Source organism: Floridaenema flaviceps BLCC-F50 (assembly GCF_041929275.2).
In the GTDB taxonomy this organism is placed as follows: domain Bacteria; phylum Cyanobacteriota; class Cyanobacteriia; order Cyanobacteriales; family Aerosakkonemataceae; genus Floridanema; species Floridanema flaviceps.
Genome location: NZ_JBHFNR020000001.1, coordinates 460,403 through 479,193, shown reverse-complemented (window position 1 = coordinate 479,193; position 18,791 = coordinate 460,403). Strand labels below are relative to the sequence as shown.

The 18,791-nt window shown below is 39.9% G+C and carries 18 protein-coding genes; 16 read left to right on the top strand and 2 right to left on the bottom strand.

Annotation, left to right across the window (positions count from 1 at the left end):
* The first annotated feature begins 953 nt into the window (after positions 1-953).
* The 10 genes from cysE (at position 954) to ACE1CI_RS02200 (ending at position 7,831) form a co-directional block, all read left to right on the top strand.
* Complete coding sequence (gene cysE / locus ACE1CI_RS02245; RefSeq protein ID WP_413268213.1) at positions 954-1,724, top strand: serine O-acetyltransferase; 771 nt, start codon at positions 954-956, stop codon at positions 1,722-1,724.
* Positions 1,717-1,977 (top strand): Asr1405/Asl0597 family protein, encoded by a 261-nt coding sequence (locus ACE1CI_RS02240; RefSeq protein WP_413268175.1) that lies wholly within the window; start codon positions 1,717-1,719, stop codon positions 1,975-1,977. Before cysE ends, ACE1CI_RS02240 begins: the two co-directional genes overlap by 8 nt.
* Positions 1,978-2,018: 41 nt before the next feature.
* Complete coding sequence (locus ACE1CI_RS02235) at positions 2,019-2,234, top strand: DUF2949 domain-containing protein (protein ID WP_413268174.1); 216 nt, start codon at positions 2,019-2,021, stop codon at positions 2,232-2,234.
* A 14-nt stretch (positions 2,235-2,248) separates the two neighbouring features.
* A complete protein-coding gene (gene nifV / locus ACE1CI_RS02230; RefSeq protein ID WP_413268173.1) occupies positions 2,249-3,397 on the top strand; it encodes a homocitrate synthase in 1,149 nt (382 codons plus the stop codon).
* Positions 3,372-3,662 carry a nitrogen fixation protein NifZ gene (locus ACE1CI_RS02225; protein ID WP_413268172.1) on the top strand — a complete coding sequence of 97 codons (291 nt, stop codon included), beginning with the start codon at positions 3,372-3,374 and terminating at the stop codon, positions 3,660-3,662. Before nifV ends, ACE1CI_RS02225 begins: the two co-directional genes overlap by 26 nt.
* The gene (nifT, locus tag ACE1CI_RS02220) at positions 3,640-3,846 is read left to right on the top strand and encodes a putative nitrogen fixation protein NifT (RefSeq protein WP_193981039.1); all 207 of its coding nucleotides are present in this window, start codon (positions 3,640-3,642) and stop codon (positions 3,844-3,846) included. Before ACE1CI_RS02225 ends, nifT begins: the two co-directional genes overlap by 23 nt.
* Positions 3,847-4,132: 286 nt before the next feature.
* Positions 4,133-4,753 (top strand): (2Fe-2S) ferredoxin domain-containing protein, encoded by a 621-nt coding sequence (locus ACE1CI_RS02215; protein WP_413268171.1) that lies wholly within the window; start codon positions 4,133-4,135, stop codon positions 4,751-4,753.
* A gap of 31 nt (positions 4,754-4,784) precedes the next feature.
* Positions 4,785-5,201, top strand: a complete 417-nt coding sequence (locus ACE1CI_RS02210) for an ArsC/Spx/MgsR family protein (RefSeq protein ID WP_413268170.1) — start codon at positions 4,785-4,787, stop codon at positions 5,199-5,201.
* Positions 5,202-5,218: 17 nt separating this feature from the next.
* A complete protein-coding gene (locus ACE1CI_RS02205; RefSeq protein WP_413268169.1) occupies positions 5,219-5,590 on the top strand; it encodes a hypothetical protein in 372 nt (123 codons plus the stop codon).
* 204 nt (positions 5,591-5,794) lie between these two features.
* A complete protein-coding gene (locus ACE1CI_RS02200) occupies positions 5,795-7,831 on the top strand; it encodes a SpoIIE family protein phosphatase (RefSeq protein WP_413268168.1) in 2,037 nt (678 codons plus the stop codon).
* A gap of 40 nt (positions 7,832-7,871) precedes the next feature.
* Here the strand turns inward: ACE1CI_RS02200 and ACE1CI_RS02195 are convergent, their stop codons facing one another.
* Positions 7,872-8,783, bottom strand: coding sequence for a PrsW family intramembrane metalloprotease (locus ACE1CI_RS02195; RefSeq protein ID WP_413268167.1), 912 nt, complete (start codon positions 8,781-8,783; stop codon positions 7,872-7,874).
* Between the two features lie 532 nt (positions 8,784-9,315).
* Between ACE1CI_RS02195 and pgm the strand changes: the two genes are divergently transcribed.
* Positions 9,316-10,977 (top strand): phosphoglucomutase (alpha-D-glucose-1,6-bisphosphate-dependent), encoded by a 1,662-nt coding sequence (gene pgm, locus ACE1CI_RS02190; protein ID WP_413268166.1) that lies wholly within the window; start codon positions 9,316-9,318, stop codon positions 10,975-10,977.
* A gap of 196 nt (positions 10,978-11,173) precedes the next feature.
* Here the strand turns inward: pgm and ACE1CI_RS02185 are convergent, their stop codons facing one another.
* Complete coding sequence (locus ACE1CI_RS02185) at positions 11,174-11,347, bottom strand: hypothetical protein (RefSeq protein WP_413268165.1); 174 nt, start codon at positions 11,345-11,347, stop codon at positions 11,174-11,176.
* A gap of 156 nt (positions 11,348-11,503) precedes the next feature.
* Here ACE1CI_RS02185 and ACE1CI_RS02180 point away from each other — a divergent pair, with 156 nt between their 5' ends.
* The 5 genes from ACE1CI_RS02180 (at position 11,504) to ACE1CI_RS02160 (ending at position 18,787) form a co-directional block, all read left to right on the top strand.
* Entirely contained in the window at positions 11,504-12,781 is a 1,278-nt protein-coding gene (locus tag ACE1CI_RS02180) for a S41 family peptidase (protein WP_413268164.1), read from the top strand.
* Positions 12,782-12,834: 53 nt separating this feature from the next.
* The gene (locus ACE1CI_RS02175) at positions 12,835-14,346 is read left to right on the top strand and encodes a DNA phosphorothioation system restriction enzyme (RefSeq protein WP_459564167.1); all 1,512 of its coding nucleotides are present in this window, start codon (positions 12,835-12,837) and stop codon (positions 14,344-14,346) included.
* 1,576 nt (positions 14,347-15,922) lie between these two features.
* Entirely contained in the window at positions 15,923-16,096 is a 174-nt protein-coding gene (locus ACE1CI_RS02170) for a hypothetical protein (protein WP_413268163.1), read from the top strand.
* Positions 16,093-18,156: an AAA family ATPase gene (locus ACE1CI_RS02165; protein WP_413268162.1), complete on the top strand. Its 2,064-nt coding sequence runs from the start codon at positions 16,093-16,095 to the stop codon at positions 18,154-18,156. Before ACE1CI_RS02170 ends, ACE1CI_RS02165 begins: the two co-directional genes overlap by 4 nt.
* A complete protein-coding gene (locus tag ACE1CI_RS02160; protein WP_413268161.1) occupies positions 18,146-18,787 on the top strand; it encodes a Uma2 family endonuclease in 642 nt (213 codons plus the stop codon). Before ACE1CI_RS02165 ends, ACE1CI_RS02160 begins: the two co-directional genes overlap by 11 nt.
* The last annotated feature ends 4 nt before the right edge of the window (positions 18,788-18,791 follow it).

The following is an 18,791-nucleotide window of genomic DNA, read 5'->3' as shown; positions in this document are numbered from 1 at the left end:
GAGGGTACAAGTATTTCCGGGTAGAGGTCTGAGTATTTCTGGTAAGGGGTGCGGGAATAGCTTGTACTCAGGCTTAAACCTTTATAAATCAAAGGTTTGAGCCTTATTTACTGCTTAGTTTTCACGCTTCAACCCTGTACTCAAAATCTATTTAGAGTACCTCTGGAGCCGATTTTCTAACTACTCCAGTGGTGCGTTTTGCGAATTCAATTGTTGTTCTGTATCTAAAATAGCACTTTAATAATTTAAACGGTAGTCTTTGCGACAAAATTTGTTAAACTCAATTTGAAAAGGCAGAAGAATGTAAAGATTCAAGTTGCTAGTTATGAGTTTAGGCATTTTCGATCCCCCTAAATCCCCCTTAACAAGGGGGACTTTGAGATCCGGTTCCCTCCTGGTTGCTGGGAAAGGGGGACTTTGAAATCCGGTTCCCTCCTGGTTGCTGGGAAAGGGGGACTTTGAGATCCGGTTCCCTCCTGGTTGCTGGGAAAGGGGGACTTTGAAATCCGGTTCCCTCCTGGTTGCTGGGAAAGGGGGACTTTGAAATCCGGTTCCCCCTTGTTAAGGGGGAAACCAGAAGACGGTGAGATCCGGTTCCCCCCTTGTTAAGGGGGGTTAGGGGGGATCGATCGACCTGTTCCGCTCAAGAAAACTGACCTGTGAGTACAGGTTAACTGAGTAGTAATAGTTGGGTGAAACCCTTACCAGTTCAGGAAGTTGGGGTTGGGTTTTGAGTACAAAAATGCAAGTACCCCCGATCAAAAATACTTGTACCTGATGGGAAAAATACTCGACCCCCTACCCCCAAAGTTTTTTTTATCTATTAAATAGAGAGGTTTTGAGGACTTTGAGTGCAAGGTTAATAAGTCTAATAATTCCAATCCACTCAGAACGATCGCACCCTGCGAAACCAATTTGTTATAAGCAGGAGAACAGCGTTGGTTCCTCTGTCGATGCTACTGCCTTTCACCAAACCGACTGACAAAGTATCTCAACACCAGAGTTTGAGGCGTTCTCCTAGTTCTGAGACTCCTAAATCTGGTTCAGAAAATAGCGATTCTTCGGGATTTAAAGCAATACAGGCGGATTTTCAGATTATCTTTGAGCGAGATCCAGCGGCGCGGAATTGGCTGGAGGTGATTATCTGTTACCCTGGTTTTCATGCTCTGTGTTTGCATCGCGTCGCCCATTGGTTGTACTCACACAAGGTAAGTTTTTTCCCGCGCCTGATTTCGCACATTGGTAGATTATTCACGGGAATTGAGATTCATCCGGGTGCAACGATCGGTAAAGGTGTGTTTATCGATCATGGCATGGGAGTAGTGATTGGCGAAACTGCGATCGTTGGCGATTACTCGCTAATTTATCAAGGCGCTACTCTCGGCGGTACAGGAAAAGAAAGCGGTAAACGCCATCCCACTGTCGGAAGCAATGTGGTGGTGGGTGCTGGCGCAAAGGTGCTGGGTAATATCTGCGTTGGCGATAATGTCCGCATTGGTGCAGGTTCGGTTGTGCTGCGCGATGTTCCTACTGATTGCACAGTGGTGGGAATTCCGGGGCGAATTGTTTCAAAGCAGGGTAAAGGTTGTCCGTTAGAACATGGCAAGTTACCTGATACGGAAGCAACTGTAATTCGTGGGTTGCTCGATCGCATTGAACAATTGGAACAACAAGTAAAAGAATTGAAAAATTTAGCGAGAATCAATCAAGAAAATTATGTTTGACTCTCATAGTGTTCCCCCTTTAGCTAGTCAAATTGTCGAGATTTCTCGCCCAAATCGTTGGCAAGTTTATCACCGTTTGCAAGAGTTAATGATTTCCTGCTGCTGTCCAAATGATGGTTCTTTGCGAGTTGAGATAAATAACAGTATGGAAGCAATTTTAGTTCGCAGTGTTGTGCAGCAATTCATTGCTTCTCGCGGGGAATTAGTTGATTGGTTAGAGCGCTGTTGGCGCACTAAAATTCCGGGGATTTAAATAGTTCCGGTTAGATTAATCCAAGTACGCGAGGTAAGGTCATGGATCGCAGTTTGAAGTTTAACGAATTCATCAATTTTCTTCAGCATGATTTAGAGATTTCTAGTCCTGCGATCGCAATGGCACTCCGTACTCATCAGCAATGGCATGACCCTTTACCGATGTTACTTTGGCAGTATGGATTAATTTCGATCGAGCAGCTAACCAGAATTTTTGATTGGCTAGAAATGCAGACCCATAAAGATTTGAAACTCTAAAGTTGTGCAATATCATGAGTGAAATTATTCAGATTAATGATACGACTCTCCGGGATGGCGAACAAGCCGCTGGTGTTGCTTTTACTATAGAAGAGAAATTAGCGATCGCAGTTTTCCTCGACAGCATTGGAGTCCAAGAATTAGAAATTGGCATTCCCGCAATGGGGAAAGAAGAGCAAAAGGCGATTTCTACTGTGGTAGAAGCTGGGTTGTCTGCCAAACTTTTGGGTTGGAACCGTGCAGTTTTAGCAGATATTGAAGCTTCTATAGCTTGTGGTTTGCAACGAGTTCATATTTCGATTCCGGTTTCAGAAATTCAAATCAATGCCAAGTTTCAAGGACAATGGCAGTTGATCTTATCCCGACTGAAAGACAGTGTTAGCTTCGCCTTAGATAAAGGTTTGTTTGTTTCAGTTGGTGGTGAGGATTCTTCGAGAGCAGATGATAATTTTTTGTTAGATGTAGCGCTCTCAGTTCAAGAATTAGGTGTTTCAAGATTTCGGTTTTGTGATACTGTAGGAATACTCGATCCTTTTAGCACTTACGCTAAAGTTAAACAGTTAGTTTCGCAGTTAGAAATTCCAGTGGAGATGCACACCCATAATGATTTGGGGATGGCAACTGCAAATGCGATCGCGGGAATTTTAGCAGGCGCAAAATCAGTCAATACTACTGTTAATGGATTGGGAGAAAGAGCAGGTAATGCTGCTTTAGAAGAAGTAGTCATGGGGTTGAAACGAGTATATGCAATGGAGCTTGGAATCAACACCCGCAAGTTTCAAGAACTCTCACAATTAGTCGCCAAAGCATCAGGAAATGAAGTTCCGCCTTGGAAAGCAATAGTCGGTCAAAATACCTTTGCTCACGAGTCAGGAATTCATGCTCATGGTGTATTAAAAAATCCCCTAACTTATGAACCTTTCGCTCCAGAAGAAGTAGGTTGGGAACGGCGTTTAGTAGTGGGAAAACATTCCGGGAGGCATCTACTAATTAAGGTTTTAGAACAGCATAATATTGTTCTCGAACCAGAGGAAATAGAGTCACTTTTAGAAAAAGTGCGTCAGCTTTCAGGACAAGTAAAACGCGGTTTGACTATTGAAGAATTGTTGGATTTAGTTAATACAAGGAGGATGGCTCATGGGATCGGCATCAGAAGAAAATGAACTATATGGCCCACCTGCCTTTGATATGGAAGATAAGGTAAGGGTGAAAAAGTTAATCCGTAATGATGGAACTTTTCCTAATAAAGAAATCGGAGAAACTTTAGCAAAAAAAGGAGATACGGGATATATAGTAGGTATAGGTGACTATTTGCAAATGTACTATATTTATGCAGTACATTTTGTAGAACGAGGTGTAATAGTTGGTTGCCGGAAAAAAGAATTGGAACTAGTGGAGGAATTTTATGAAAGTAATGTTGCGTCATAATTGCGCCGGACATTTAATTGCTTATGTACCCAAGAAAGATTTAGAAGAGGAAGTTGTCAGCGAAAAGGAAGTGTCGGAAGGCAAACATTTCGTTTTGGCAAATGGTTGGGAATTAGTAATTCCTGATTTGACCGATACTTTATCTTTACCAATGACTGTAGAAGCTAAGGTAATTCGCGACTAAATCGAATTTCTTGTAGGGTGCGTTAGTCATAACGTAACGCACCATCCCATCACCTGATAGCGTCACTGCGCTTTGATTTAGGAATGTACGACTAAAGTCGCTACAACAAACCAGGTTCGTTGTGAGCACTGAGCGTGCTTTTATTCCTGAGAATGTACGACTAAAGTCGCTACAACAAACCAGGTTCGTTGTGAGCACTGAGCGTGCTTTTATTCCTGGAAATGTACGACTAAAGTCGCTACAACAAACTTAACGTCCACATTTGTAAAGATTAGGAGTTACCCCGATGGATATGTGTAGTTTTCAACCTCAGTCAAGCTTCTTTTTGGAAGGACAGTTTTTAGGTTTTGAACAAAAGTCCAGTGGGAAAATTAAATCTTTGCGAATTGCGGTAGAAAATAATGTGTTGGAAATCAAACTACCGAAAGAAACAAGGGGGAAAATTAAACAGGTTTTAATTCCTGGCGATCGCATCGAAGTATCTGGAGAAAAGAAACAAAAGCATTTTACAGATTTACCTAAATTAACAGCTTATCAAATTAATAAAGTAAGTGAATGTTTTGGAGAAGATTGCCCCAATAACTGCTTACCAACAGTAGATATTGTAGAATCGACTCCTAAATCTAAAAAAGTCAAGTTATTAATGTGTAATAAATCTGGTTGCATGAAACGGGGTGGGAAAAAGCTGAGTCAACAACTAGAAGCAGCTTTGCGCGATCGGGGTTTGCAAAATCAAGTAGTTATTGAATACACCGGATGTTTAAAATGTTGTTCCTCTGCACCTAACGTCCTTTTAATGCCAGGAAAAGTCCGCTGTAGCAAAATGTCTCCTGAAAAAATCGTTGATTTGTTAGCTGATAAACTCTCACCAACCATGTACAGCTATCAACAATTTCCCTTGACTTAATCCTAACCTAGTTCACTACAATTAACCTACGATGTCTACCGTAATTTTTTACGAAAAGCCAGGTTGTACCAACAACAAAAAACAGAAAGCTTTACTCTTAGAAGCTGGACACCAAGTACAACCTGAAAATCTCTTAACTACTACTTGGACTAAGGAAAAACTACGCTCATTTTTTGGAAATTTGCCTGTTAAAGAGTGGTTTAATTATACCGCACCTCGCGTTAAATCAGGCGATGTAAATCCTGAGTTTTTAGATGAAGACACAGCTTTAGAATTAATGATGGCAGATCCTTTATTAATTCGCCGTCCATTAATCCAAGTTGGTGATGTGCGAACAGTGGGATTTAACTTAGAAAAAATTAATGCTTGGATTGGCTTAAAACCTGAAGTTCCTGTGAATCAGGACTTAGAAACTTGTCCCCGTACCAAAGCAGCAATCTCTCATTGAAGAGATGGGGAATTATTATGAATCTTTCTTCTTTACCATTTGAAGATTTACCGCCTGATACTTCCGGCTTGGACGATACTTTACAACGTCTACAATTGGAAGAGATGCTTGCTAAATATTTTTATGATTCTTGTCATCCCCAACAGCAAGCATTACTCTCTAATTGTGAGTGGTATATTACCACTTATAGCGAAGTACCAACACTAATTATCGAATGTCCAGATCAAGTAATTAACTGGCGAGTTTTAAAATCTTTAGTGAAAATAGGTGGTGTACTTAAACGCATAGCCAAACAAGGCAAAATTAGAGTTTCTTCGCCTGGAAGTAAAGCTGCACCATTTGAAATGCGAGTAGACGAGTTACCTGTTTATCGCTATCCAGGAAGTTAAGCAAGAGGGAGATGAGACGAAAGAAACCCGGTTTCGCAGAAGTTACCGGGTTTCTTGGCTATGGTGCGTAAGTCCTACAACTTTTGCCAATTTGTTGCCTACAATAGAATTAATTTAGGTGATTGTGAGCAACGAAGATTGTTGCATCTGTAGAGACGTTGCAGGCAATGTCTCTACAGTAGTTCCGAATAAGAGGAGGCATCGTTGCAGATTTGCTATGACTTACGGCTTGCTAAGTTAGTTTATCAAGGTAAATGTATGAAGAGGATTTTTCAACCAGCTATTTACTTAATGAACCAACTAAAGTATCCGCAAAAGTTTACTTTAATTACGATGTTAATGGCTTTACCTCTATGTATAATTATATATTTATTTTTATTAGAAACTAATATTAGGATAAATTTTACTCAAAAGCAAACTTATGGAATTGAATATTTAAAACCTTTACGTGAACTTAGAGGAGCTATTTTTGAAAGTTATTTAGTTGAGCAAGACTTAAGGTATAACTTTAATTCGGAAATTCATCAAAATAAGCGTAAAGAGGCTAATCACAGAACTGAGGAAAATTTACAAAATTTGATAGATAAAGATCGGCAATGGGGAAAGGTGTTACCAAGTACTACTAAGGTGAATGAAGTTAAAAGTACCTGGGAGCAATTACAAGAAAATTATCAAATTTGGAGTCCAGAGACTAAGGATGTTTTTTATAATAGAGCGATCGCGCAAACTTACGAACTCACAGCAAAAGTTGGAGAAAGCTCCAATTTAATTTTAGACCCTTATTTAGATGCTTATTATTTCAGTGATGCTATTCTCGCCAAACTTCCCCAAATTCAAAGAACTTTAACCGAAATTAAAATCCTCGGTAATAGTATTAATCGTAATCAGGAAATCACCCCCCAGGAGCGAGGTAAATTAGTGCAATTATCAGGTTCATTAAAAGATTATACAAAAGATTTATCTCGCAATTTAGAAGTAGCCTTTAATCAACCTAATTCCCAAAGTTGGCGAGCTAAAGTTAATCAAGATTTACAAGCTCTACTCCTAACTACTAAAGAATTAAATAAGCAACTTGATATTCTCACTAGTCCATACGCCAATGTACAACCACTTAACTATATACATCAAGCTGACCAAACTTTAAAATTAAGTTCTAAATTAGAAAATGAAATTTCCCAAGTTTTAAATGAAATTTTACAAGCTAGAATTAAATATTTGACAAGAAGACAGCAAGTAATTGTTATTTTAGTTTTACTAATTTCGGCAATAGTTATTTATCTGTGGATTGCTTTTTACAAAGCAGTTATGCTGACAGTGGAGCGTTTAGACGAAGCTGCTAAACAAATGACAAGTGGTTTTGTTGGCGAAAATATCACGTTACAAAATAAAGATGAACTTGGTCAAGTTGTCAATTCTTTTAATAAAATAGCTACGGCTTTACGCTACTCTAACGAAGAAATTACGCGCTTAAATGAACGACTAAAAACAGAGAATTTACGGATGAGTGCTGAGTTAGAAGTAGCCAGACAATTACAAGAAATGATTTTACCTAAAGAGGAAGAACTTAAACAAATTGCCGACCTTGATATTTCTGGTTTTATGGCACCTGCTAATGAAGTTGGCGGTGATTATTACGATGTTCTGCAACAAAATGGTAAAGTTAAAATTGGGATTGGAGATGTGACAGGTCATGGGTTAGAAAGTGGTGTGGTGATGATTATGGCACAGACAGCTGTGCGAACTTTGTTAACGGTAGAAGAAACCGATCCTGTGAAGTTTTTAAATGCTTTAAACCAAATTATTTATCGCAATACTAATCGCATGAAATCCCCGAAGAATATGACATTATCGCTGCTGGAATATGAAGCGGGGGTAATGCGTTTAAGTGGGCAACATGAAGAGTTAATAGTGGTGCGAAATAATGGAGAGATAGAACGAATTGATACTTTTGATTTGGGGTTTCCTTTAGGGTTAGAACCAGATATTACGCAATTTATACAACAGGTAGAAATTACTTTGCGATCGGGAGAAATTGCCGTACTTTATACTGATGGTATTACTGAAGCTGTAAATTCCCAAAATGAACTGTATGGCTTAGAAAGATTTTATACAATTCTGCAAAAAAATCATCATCTCTCAGCTGATGAAATTCGCCAAGCAGTGATTGATGATGTAATGAGTTATATCAATGAACAAAAAGTATTCGATGATATTACGTTAGTGGTAATTAAACAGAGATAAGTTATTAGTCATTGGTCATTGGTTATTGGTGAAGAAGTTATTATCCGCTCATTTTTTGACCATTTCGCAGATAGGTGAGAAATATCAAAATTGAAAACGCCATGACCAAAAGACCGATCGCAGTTTCCGCGAAAGTATTGTAAAATCCATGTAACACAGCTGGAATAGCCCAACCAATCAAAATAATTGTGGTTTTTTGGGAATTACTCATAGCTGATAACCCCAAAAAGTAACCAAAAATTCCCGCCCAAATTGCATGAAACAGCGGCAAACAAACAAAGCGAATTGTACTAACTAACAGATATTCTCCTAATAAATTTGTGGGTTCAATATTTCCGAAAAAAGTTGCTGTTATACCTTCTCCTAAACCCATTGCATATTGAATTGAGTAATTTACGCCTTCGGAAATTGCAAATCCTAAACCGGACATTGCACCATAAAATGCTGCGGTGTAAGGGTCTTTTACTTTACCTGGACGGATTAAAAATAAATAAACAGGCAAAGCTTTCACAAATTCTTCTAACAGTCCGACACCAAAAACGAACCCAAATAAAGTAGGTAGTCCACCTCGATCGATTCCGGCATAAAGAAAGTTAAATGGGGGAATTTGTTGCAATAATAAATCTATGGGAATGCCAACTAAAGCGGTAAATGTTACGCAGGTAATAGTATTGCCCCAAGAAAATCGCTGTGGTTTAATTAAATTATGCAAAATTACTCCCCACATACAAGCGTAATAAATTCCTAAAAACCCAGCAGTTTGCCGCAAGCTTCCCCCGACACCTGTGATGTTGATTAACCAGCTGAGCACCATTGGAAACAAGGCAAAAAATAGAAGAAACTTTGCTAAACCCTGACTGTATAAACTAGGACTAAATGCTTCTTGGTAGGGAATGATATCTGAAAGGCTCAATGGTTCCTGTGGTGAAGGTTTTTGTTGAGAACTGGACATTTTTTATTTTCCTTTAATGAGCTTTAACTTATAATATGGGAAGTTAGATCAAGCATACAGAAAAATGTAGAGGATTACAGGACAAAAGTCAGAATATTTTTATTTTTAATTTTTTGAGCAATTTTTGGATTTTTAACTCTAATCATTACTGCGTTGCTCATTGCCAAATTTTCTCCCGTTCTCCTGCCCCCAAAGTGGGAACTGGTTCATAAATTCATCTATTTAAGTTTAATAGCAAGGAGAGTTAAGTTCAGAATATTTCTCTTTCCCGGAAGCGTCAGAGAACTGCGGGAGATTTGTCAATCTTAGGAGTTACGCACTCAGAGTCCCCAACCTCCTTCCCAAGGCAATACTGCTTGGGTTTTGGGTAAGGGCGAAGCATTGGGGCGATACTAGAGAGAGTGCGGAAGTCCTAAATCTTACGGCATAGAACTTCCCCAATGAAGCAAAGTTAGCTGCCACGCTCCAAGCAGGGACATTTCGAGCTATTCTTTACTAGAAAAAACATGACGGGATTTGGACAGAGGGCACAATGCAAACAGTAGAAGAAAAAGTCAACCCCCTGGCGGGAAAGCCAGCACCCGACGACATTTTGATTGATGTCGCCAAACTTTTAGACGACTATTACACAGTTCATCCCGATCCGGCAAATCCGCTGCAAAAGGTGAGTTTTGGCACTTCGGGACATCGGGGTTCTTCCAGCAACGGCACTTTCAACGAAGACCACATTCTCGCGGTTTCCCAAGCTGTGGTGGAATATCGCCAGAGTCAGGGCATTAATGGCCCATTGTACATGGGAATGGATACCCACGCCCTCTCTGCACCCGCACAAAAGACGGCTTTGGAAGTGTTAGCGGCTCATGGCGTAGAGGTTTACATTGCTGCTGGGGAAGGATATGCTCAGTTTACGCCAACTCCGGTAGTTTCTTATGCCATTCTCACCTACAACCAAGGCAAAACCACTGGTTTAGCAGATGGAATTATCATCACTCCTTCTCACAATCCCCCTTCTGATGGTGGTTTTAAATATAATCCCCCTTCTGGAGGCCCTGCGGAACCAGAAATTACCAAATGGGTGCAAGAAAGGGCGAATGAATTGTTAGCAAATAACAATCGAGATGTGCGGCGCATTTCTTATGAAGCGGCGTTGAAAGCATCAACAACTCATTTTTATGATTTCATTACTCCCTACGTCAACGATCTAGAAAATGTGGTTGATATTGATGTAATTCGATCGGCAGGACTTCGCATAGGTGCCGATCCTTTAGGTGGTTCTAATATAGCTTATTGGCAACCAATTGCCGATCGCTACAACCTCAACATCACCTTAGTTAACAAAACCGTAGACCCAACTTTCCGGTTTATGACCGTAGATTGGGATGGTAAAATTCGCATGGATTGTTCTTCGCCTTATGCGATGGCGAGTTTAGTCAAATTTAAAAATGATTATGACATCGCTTTTGGTAATGATACCGATTCCGACAGACATGGAATTGTAACTCCTAGTGTAGGATTAATGAATCCGAATCATTTCCTATCAGTAGCGATTTGGTATTTATTTACTAATCGTACAGGTTGGTCGGGAGAAAGTGCGATCGGGAAAACGTTAGTTAGTAGTAGTATGATCGATCGCGTCGCCAAAGAGATCGATCGCAAACTGAGCGAAGTGCCCGTAGGTTTCAAATGGTTTGTTGACGGATTATTAGACGGTTCCTTTGGTTTTGGCGGAGAAGAAAGCGCTGGGGCATCATTCTTACGCAAAAATGGTACAGTTTGGACAACCGACAAAGACGGAATCATCATGGATCTTTTAGCCGCAGAAATCACCGCCAAAACCGGAAAAGATCCAGGATTACATTATCAAGACTTAACCGCACGTTTAGGCACACCTTACTACAAACGCATTGACTCTCCTGCTACTCCCGAACAAAAAGCACGTTTGGGTAAACTATCCCCAGAAGATGTGAAAGCAGGAACAATGGCAGGAGATCAAATCACAGCTAAACTCACCAAAGCACCCGGAAATAATGCTTCAATAGGCGGACTAAAAGTAACCACAGAGAACGGTTGGTTTGCTGCACGTCCTTCCGGCACAGAAAACGTTTATAAAGTGTACGCCGAAAGCTTCCAAAGCGAAAACCACTTAGAACAAATCTTGCAAGAAGCACAACAAATCGTCACCGACGCACTTTAGAAAAAGGCGCAGAGGGGCAGAGGGGCAGAGGGGCAGAGGGGCAGAGGGGCAGAGGGGCAGAGGAGAGGATTAAAGTGATTTTCTCTTCTGTCCAAATTATCTAATTTGAAAGTGAAACAATCTCAAGCAACTCACAGTAAATATAGATATATATCTGCGTTCCTCTGCGTCCTCTGCGTCTCTGTGGTTTCAAAAATTATTCATCTTGGGAGTGGGGATTGTGCGATCGATAACGTCGCATCCCCTTAGAAAGATAAGCAATTAAAAAAGTCGTCAATCCCATCATTGCAAAATTATAAGAATGGCTGAACCAAGTCGCTATGCCAATTACCAATAAAGCCAGTAGCAAATATTTAACTTTATTAGACATTTTTTAAACTACCTTTAACTTAATTAATTTTGAACCACGAAGACACGAAGGACGCGAAGGAAGAAGAAGAAGAAGAACTTTATTATAACTGAAAGCAGTTATGGAGAAAATTGATTAAAATTAGACAAGTTATCAATTCTATTTAAACATACAGAGATGAAAAGATTCAGACTCATCAGGAAGAGAAACTCAGCTTTAATCATTTTATTTAGCATCTCAATTTTACTCCTTAGCTGGCTAATTTCCCCAGTAATTCCTAAAATGCTGGCAACCCAGTCAAAAACTTTTAATTCCGTCTGGGAGATTGTCAACAACAACTTTTACGACCCTAAATTTAATGGCGTAGATTGGAAAGCAATGCAATCTAAATATGCCCCCAAAATTAACCAAACTCAAAACATTGACCAAGCGGCAGTTATCATCAATCAAATGCTGGGAGAATTACAAACCTCTCACACTAAATTTTACACGCAAAACGAGCCAGCATACTATCAAATTTTGGGCATTTTCGCCCCAATGAATGAAGAATTACAAAAGCAGTTAAAGAATATATTCCCATCAGGAAAGATTGAATACACCGATATTGGCATTTACACCAAAACTCTGAATAACAAGACCTTTATTAACACCATTTTAGACGGTTCTCCAGCAGCTAAAGTTGGACTAAAAACAGGTGACGAAATAATTAATGCTGATGGTAAACCATTTCATCCTATTAAATCTTTTGCCGGAAAAGCTGGACAAAAAGTTACTCTCAAAATTCAGCGTCAACCTGATGCAAAAAGTCAGCAAGCAATCACAGTAACGCCAAAAACGTTTGATACAACCACCATGTTTTTAGATGCCCAAATTGCCAGTACCCAAATAATTGAAAGACAAGGGAAAAAAATCGGTTATGTTCACATTTGGTCTTATGGTGGCGACCAATATCAGCAACAATTGGAAGACGACTTAATTTATGGTCGGTTAAAAGATGCAGATGCCTTAGTTTTAGATTTGCGTGATGGTTGGGGTGGTGCGCCAATGGTGGGTTTGAATATCTTTTTAGCACAACCTGGCTTTTCGTTAACTAATATTAACCGCAATGGCAGACGCAGCACTTATTATTCTCATTGGAAAAAGCCAGTAGTAATGTTAGTAAATGAAGGCAGTCGCAGTGCTAAAGAAGTAGTAGCTTATGGTTTTCAAAAAGCTAAAATTGGCTCAGTAGTTGGCACTAAAACGGCTGGTGCAGTAGTCGCGGGTCGTCCTTTTTTATTAGCAGATGGAACTTTACTTTATGTAGCGGTTGCCAATGTTTATGTTGATGAAAACCAACGCTTAGAAGGAAAGGGCGTAACGCCGGATATTATAGTACCTTTTCCCATTGAATATGCTCAAGGAAATGACCCCCAAAAGGAAAGGGCGATTAGGGAGGCGTTAGCAAAACTATAAAATTTGCTGATTCTGAATTACAATAAATAAAACGTGGTAAGGGCGATCGCATTGTGAAAGAAAATTCTCAGGGTGTTTATAAAGTTCAAAAGCGAACAAATCACCAATTCCAAGCTGAAACTTTACTACCAGTCAACAAACTTTTAAAAGTATCAGCTGCTAAAGGTAGTTATCATTTTGAAGGGAAACAACCTGATCCGGGATGTCCGAGAATTCCTGACTCTTTGCAATTGCGCCCTTACCAAAAACAGGCGGTAGAATCTTGGTTTGCTAACCAAGGCAGAGGCACTTTAAAAATGGCGACGGGTAGCGGAAAAACGATTACCGCCTTAGCAATTACTACCGAACTTTACCAAAGAATTGGATTACAAGTTTTGTTAGTTGTCTGTCCTTTTCGCCATTTAGTCACCCAATGGGCGCGAGAATGCGAAAAGTTTGGGTTGTCGCCAATTTTGGCTTTTGAAAATCTGCGTCGTTGGCAAGATAAACTTTCAACTCAACTGTATAATGTGCGATCGCAAAAACAACCATTCCTCACAATCATTACCACCAACGCCACTTTAATCAGCGAGGGGTTTCAATCTCAACTTAAGTACTTCCCGGAAAAAAGTTTAATCATCGGCGACGAAGCGCATAACTTAGGTGCTCCCAAATTAGAGGAAAGTTTACCGCGACAAATCGGTTTAAGACTCGCACTTTCCGCAACTCCCGAAAGACACTTTGATGATTTGGGCACCGAATCTCTGTTTAACTATTTCGGCGCAGTTTTACAACCAGAGTTTAACTTAAAAGATGCCATCCAAGCTGGGGCTTTAGTTCCTTATTTTTATCATCCCATCTTAGTCGAACTCACCGAAACCGAAACCCGGAGTTATATTAAGTTAACTCGCCAAATTGGACGGGCGTTACTGTATCGTCAACAGGAAGGACAAACATCTAGTATTTCTGATGAAGAAAATGAAGATTTGACACCTTTGTTAATTCAAAGGGCGAGATTAATAGGTGCAGCAGCGAACAAGTTAAGGGCGTTGCGAACTCTGATGGCTAATCGTTTGGAAACTTGCCACACTTTATTTTATTGTGGGGATGGTTCGGTGGAAAGTACCCGCCAACTGAAGGCGGTGACGAAGATTTTGGGAACTGAGTTAGGTTATCGAGTCAGCACTTATACGGCAGAAACTCCTTTGGATGAAAGGGAAGATTTGCGGCGACAATTTGAATCGGGAGAATTACAAGGTTTAGTGGCAATTCGCTGTTTGGATGAAGGGGTGGATATTCCGGCGATCGAAAATGCCGTAATTTTAGCAAGCAGTAACAATCCCCGGCAATTTATTCAACGTCGCGGACGCATTTTGCGCCCTTATCCCGGTAAACAAAGGGCGACTTTATTCGATATGATTGTCCTACCGCCAGAGTTAGACCGGGAAACTTTGGAAGTGGAACGGAATCTGTTACGAAAAGAGTTGCGTCGCTTGGTGGAATTTGCAGATTTGGCGGTGAATGCCGGGGAAGCAAGGTTGAAATTACTGAGTTTGCAAAAACGTTATGGGTTGTTGGATATTTGAGGGGCTGGGGACTGGGGACTAGGGACTGGGGACTGGGGGAAGATCTGGTTTTTAGATTTATCCAGTCGGTTTTAGTTTCAGTTTTTTGCTCTCGGTCCGATCGCTTCTCCTCAATCCAGGTTAATTCAGCTTTTTTTGAACCGCAAAGAGCGCAAAGGACGCGAAGGAAGAAAGGGAAGATTTGGTTTTTAAATTTTTCCAGTCGGTTTTAGTTTCAGTTTTTTGCTCTCGGTCCGATCGCTTCTACTTAATCCGGGTTAATTCCGCTTTTTTTCAACCGCAAAGGACACAAAGGACGCGAAGGAAGAAAGGGAAGATTTGGTTTTTAAATTTTTCCTATCGGTTTTAGTTTCAGTTTTTTGCTCTCGGTCCGATCGCTTCTACTTAATCCGGGTTAATTCCGCTTTTTTTCAACCGCAAAGGACACAAAGGACGCGAAGGAAGAAAGGGAAGATTTGGTTTTTAAATTTTTCCTATCGGTTTTAGTTTCAGTTTTTTGCTCTCGGTCCGATCGCTTCTACTGAGATCTTGCAGCAGCGAAGGTGGAACCTTCCAAGACCTCGTTCCCTGGTTCAACCAGGGAACGAGAAATAGAGGCTCTGCTCAGGAGTGCAAGATCTGAGTCTACTCAATCCGGGTTAATTCCGCTTTTTTTCAACCGCAAAGGACGCAAAGGACGCGAAGGAAGAAAGGAGAGATTTGGTTTTTAAATTTTTCCTGTCGGTTTTAGTTTCAGTTTTTTGCTCTCGGTCCGATCGCTTCTACTTAATCCGGGTTAATTCCGCTTTTTTTCAACCGCAAAGGACACAAAGGACGCGAAGGAAGAAAGGGAAGATTTGGTTTTTAAATTTTTCCTATCGGTTTTAGTTTCAGTTTTTTGCTCTCGGTCCGATCGCTTCTACTGAGATCTTGCAGCAGCGAAGGTGGAACCTTCCAAGACCTCGTTCCCTGGTTCAACCAGGGAACGAGAAATAGAGGCTCTGCTCAGGAGTGCAAGATCTGAGTCTACTCAATCCGGGTTAATTCAGCTTTTTTTCAACCGCACAGGCACAATAGGATGCAACTAACCCGAATTTAGTATAACAGGGAGACTGGAGCAATCAAAAGTCGATATTATACAATTGAACTGCTATTTTGTCAAACTCAAGCCGAAAGTCCCTCGCCAAAAATTGTGGCACTTTGCCCTGGAAAATTGCCTTCAAATGCTTAGAATCAGAACCTACCCGAACGCATTTACAAGGCTTTGAGCAGTTAGAATCAGCTAAAAATCTAAAATAGTCATACCAACCGTTTGATTATGAAATCTTACCATAAGGCTGGAATGAAGTAAATAGGTGGAATAATTAAGAATTCCTCTCAATTATGACTGAGCAATAAAACAAGGGAAATTTGTAATTTTAAAATTCGCGCTGGGCGAGATAATTATATCCTTATATATATAGGATATGACTAGCGCGTTAAAATCGATCGCACTCACCGCAGTGAGATTAAGCAAATTAGTATTTTTACTGTTCAGAAATCTGGGCAAATACAATAGATTAAATAAGAGATTACCAAGTTCAGGGTAGTAGTAAAGATGAGCGAAGAACTCAACCTGAGTTATGTGCAAGAACCGATCGCCACTGCGCCGCCAGAAGTGCGACAAATCATTGATAGGGTGAGACAAGCGGAAAAAGATAAGCTTTATATGAAAACACCTTATAAAATTAACGAAGACATTTTACTCATCGTTAAGGATGTAATTCGATGAGGTTAATTTCGCTGAAACTTTGTAACTTTCGGTGTTTTTATGGCAAGAGTCCAGAGATTTCCTTTGCTTATGGAGAGGAACAGAATACCACAATTATTCACGGAAATAACGGTTCGGGGAAAACCACTTTACTCAACGCTTTCACTTGGGTATTGTATAACAAATTTACAGCGGCTTTTGCTTCGGAAGAATACTTAGTAAATAAAAGAGCAATATCGGAAGCTAACCCTGGAGAAGGGATAGAATGTTGGGTAGAAATCGTTTGGGAACATTTTCAAAAACGCTATCGCGCTAAACGGGAATGTCGCGGTTATAAAGGCGAAACCATCGAACAAGGCGAAAGCAAATTATATATGCAAATTGCTGGCGATGATGGGAATTGGAAACTTCCTACAGAACAACCTGATGATATTATTGGTAAAATTTTACCAGAAAGTTTGCATCAGTATTTCTTCTTTGATGGAGAACGAATTGAAAGAATCGTTCGTTCTGATAACAAAATCGAAATTGCCGAAGCAACTAAAACTATGCTGGGGGTGGAAGTTTTAAATCGTTCCATCAAGCATTTGGGGGAAGCAAAGAAAAGTTTAGAAGATGAGTTAAAGGCGATCGGAGATACGGAAACAAAACAGCTATTAAAACAACAGCAGCAGAAAGAAAAAGAAATTGAACGTTTAGAAAATCGTCAAACCGAAATTTCTCAAGAATTAGCGCACCAAGAAACACTGAAGCGAGAAACTAGTACCCGCTTCCGAGATATTAGTGGCGCTAAAGATTTAGAAGAAAGACGCAAAGAATTAGAAGCGCAAAAAACTGCCAGTCGAGAAAGACTGAAAAAAAGCAAAGAAGCGCTAAACCGTGCGATTTCTAGCAAAGGTTATACGGTTTTATTGCCGGAATTAACTGCTGAATTTCGCACAATTTTAGAAGAATTAAAACAGCGAGGTGAATTAACATCGGGAATTTCTCGTGAATTTATTCATCAGTTACTTAATACTCGGCGTTGTATTTGTGGTGCAGATTTAAGCGATGGCACACATTTTCATGAAAATGTAAACAGTTGGTTGGATAAAGCTAATATTGCCGCAGTTGAAGAAACCGCAATTCGCATCAGTGCCCAAGTAGATGAAATTGAGCAACAAGCGGTTAGTTTCTGGGAAGATGTAGACAAAGAACAAGCGAGTATTAACCAATTTCGCCAAGAAATCTTTCAAACTGAAACTCAGTTAGAAAGTATTAGCGAACAGTTACGCAAAAATCCCGCAGAAGAAATTCGGAACTTGCAAAAGCGACTGGATGAAATTGAAAGTAAAATTCGAGAGTTAACCTTAGAAGAGGGAGAGAATAAGCAAAAAATTTCTGATTTCAAAGCAGAAATTGATGCGCTTGTAAAACAAATTACTAAACAGCAATCTAACGAAGAAAAACAATTGTTAGCACAACGAAGAATTGCTGCAACTCAGGATGCTATTTCTCGATTAAATGAGTATAAATCTCGGTTAGATCAACATTTTCGCAGTCAATTAGAAAAGCGGGTGCAGGAAATTTTTAGTTCAATTTCCTTTAAAGCATATATTCCCAAACTTAGTGACAAGTACGAACTAACGCTGATTGAAAATACATCGGGTAAAGAAGCGTTAGTGGGTGCTTCAACGGGGGAGAATCAAATTCTCAGTCTGTCATTTATTGGGGGAATTATCGATCGCGTGCGAGAATGGAGTAAAGAAGAAATGATGGTTCCTGATAGCAGCACATTTCCGATCGTCATGGATTCGCCGTTTGGTAGTTTAGATGAAATCTATCGCCGCCAAATTGCCAAAATCATCCCCCAATTAGCAAATCAATTAGTAGTTTTGGTGACAAAAACTCAGTGGAGAGGTGAAGTAGCAGAGGAAATTACTAACAGAATTGGCAGAGAATATGTATTAACTTATTACTCTTCCAAACCTGATTGCGAACAAGATGGAATTACATTAGGTGGGAAAAGTTATCCTTTAATTAGGCAAAGTCCGAACGAATTTGAATACACGGAAATTACGGAGGTGGATTATGGTTTCTAGTTCTACTTTCGCTACTGATATTTGGGTAAAGGCGAGTTGGGAAGAGTTTTTAGAATTAGCAGATAACCCGGAATATGAAAAGGCAAGGTTTTATTATAATCAAGGTTACATGAGGATTGAAATGGCAGCACTTGGTTCTCGTCATGGTAGACAAAATTCTTTAGTTGCCAATGTGATTACGATATTTGCTACCTTGAAAGACATTGAAATTGTTGAGTTCACTAATACTAGTTACCGAAAAGAAGGGTTAACAGAATTTCAACCTGATTCTTCTTTTTATATAGGTTCAGGCTTAAAAATACCTCCTGAAATTGATTCACCTATAGATTTAAATGAGTACGATCTACCAACATTGGTGTTAGAAGTTGGATCGACAACTCTTAGTGATGATTTAGGATTTAAACGTTTACTTTATGAACAAGTAGGAGTGAGAGAATATTGGGTAAATAATGCCAAAGCAGGTGAAGTAATAGGTTTTTCCATTTCTGAAGGTCGCAGTGGACAAATTCATCAATCCTTGGTGTTGCCAGGGTTAAGTTTATCAGTAATTAATGAAGCATTGCAACGTCGGAAAACTCAAAAAGATAATGAAATCAATCGTTGGTTAATTCAAACTTTTAACCAAATGTAAAGGA

What these genes read in the sequence shown, in the direction of transcription:
- cysE (WP_413268213.1), top strand. Translation starts at nt 954, where the DNA reads ATGCTACTGCCTTTCACCAAACCGACTGACAAAGTATCTCAACACCAG.
- ACE1CI_RS02240 (WP_413268175.1), top strand. Translation starts at nt 1,717, where the DNA reads ATGTTTGACTCTCATAGTGTTCCCCCTTTAGCTAGTCAAATTGTCGAG.
- ACE1CI_RS02235 (WP_413268174.1), top strand. Translation starts at nt 2,019, where the DNA reads ATGGATCGCAGTTTGAAGTTTAACGAATTCATCAATTTTCTTCAGCAT.
- nifV (WP_413268173.1), top strand. Translation starts at nt 2,249, where the DNA reads ATGAGTGAAATTATTCAGATTAATGATACGACTCTCCGGGATGGCGAA.
- ACE1CI_RS02225 (WP_413268172.1), top strand. Translation starts at nt 3,372, where the DNA reads ATGGGATCGGCATCAGAAGAAAATGAACTATATGGCCCACCTGCCTTT.
- nifT (WP_193981039.1), top strand. Translation starts at nt 3,640, where the DNA reads ATGAAAGTAATGTTGCGTCATAATTGCGCCGGACATTTAATTGCTTAT.
- ACE1CI_RS02215 (WP_413268171.1), top strand. Translation starts at nt 4,133, where the DNA reads ATGGATATGTGTAGTTTTCAACCTCAGTCAAGCTTCTTTTTGGAAGGA.
- ACE1CI_RS02210 (WP_413268170.1), top strand. Translation starts at nt 4,785, where the DNA reads ATGTCTACCGTAATTTTTTACGAAAAGCCAGGTTGTACCAACAACAAA.
- ACE1CI_RS02205 (WP_413268169.1), top strand. Translation starts at nt 5,219, where the DNA reads ATGAATCTTTCTTCTTTACCATTTGAAGATTTACCGCCTGATACTTCC.
- ACE1CI_RS02195 (WP_413268167.1), bottom strand. Translation starts at nt 8,783, where the DNA reads ATGTCCAGTTCTCAACAAAAACCTTCACCACAGGAACCATTGAGCCTT.
- pgm (WP_413268166.1), top strand. Translation starts at nt 9,316, where the DNA reads ATGCAAACAGTAGAAGAAAAAGTCAACCCCCTGGCGGGAAAGCCAGCA.
- ACE1CI_RS02185 (WP_413268165.1), bottom strand. Translation starts at nt 11,347, where the DNA reads ATGTCTAATAAAGTTAAATATTTGCTACTGGCTTTATTGGTAATTGGC.
- ACE1CI_RS02180 (WP_413268164.1), top strand. Translation starts at nt 11,504, where the DNA reads ATGAAAAGATTCAGACTCATCAGGAAGAGAAACTCAGCTTTAATCATT.
- ACE1CI_RS02170 (WP_413268163.1), top strand. Translation starts at nt 15,923, where the DNA reads ATGAGCGAAGAACTCAACCTGAGTTATGTGCAAGAACCGATCGCCACT.
- ACE1CI_RS02165 (WP_413268162.1), top strand. Translation starts at nt 16,093, where the DNA reads ATGAGGTTAATTTCGCTGAAACTTTGTAACTTTCGGTGTTTTTATGGC.
- ACE1CI_RS02160 (WP_413268161.1), top strand. Translation starts at nt 18,146, where the DNA reads ATGGTTTCTAGTTCTACTTTCGCTACTGATATTTGGGTAAAGGCGAGT.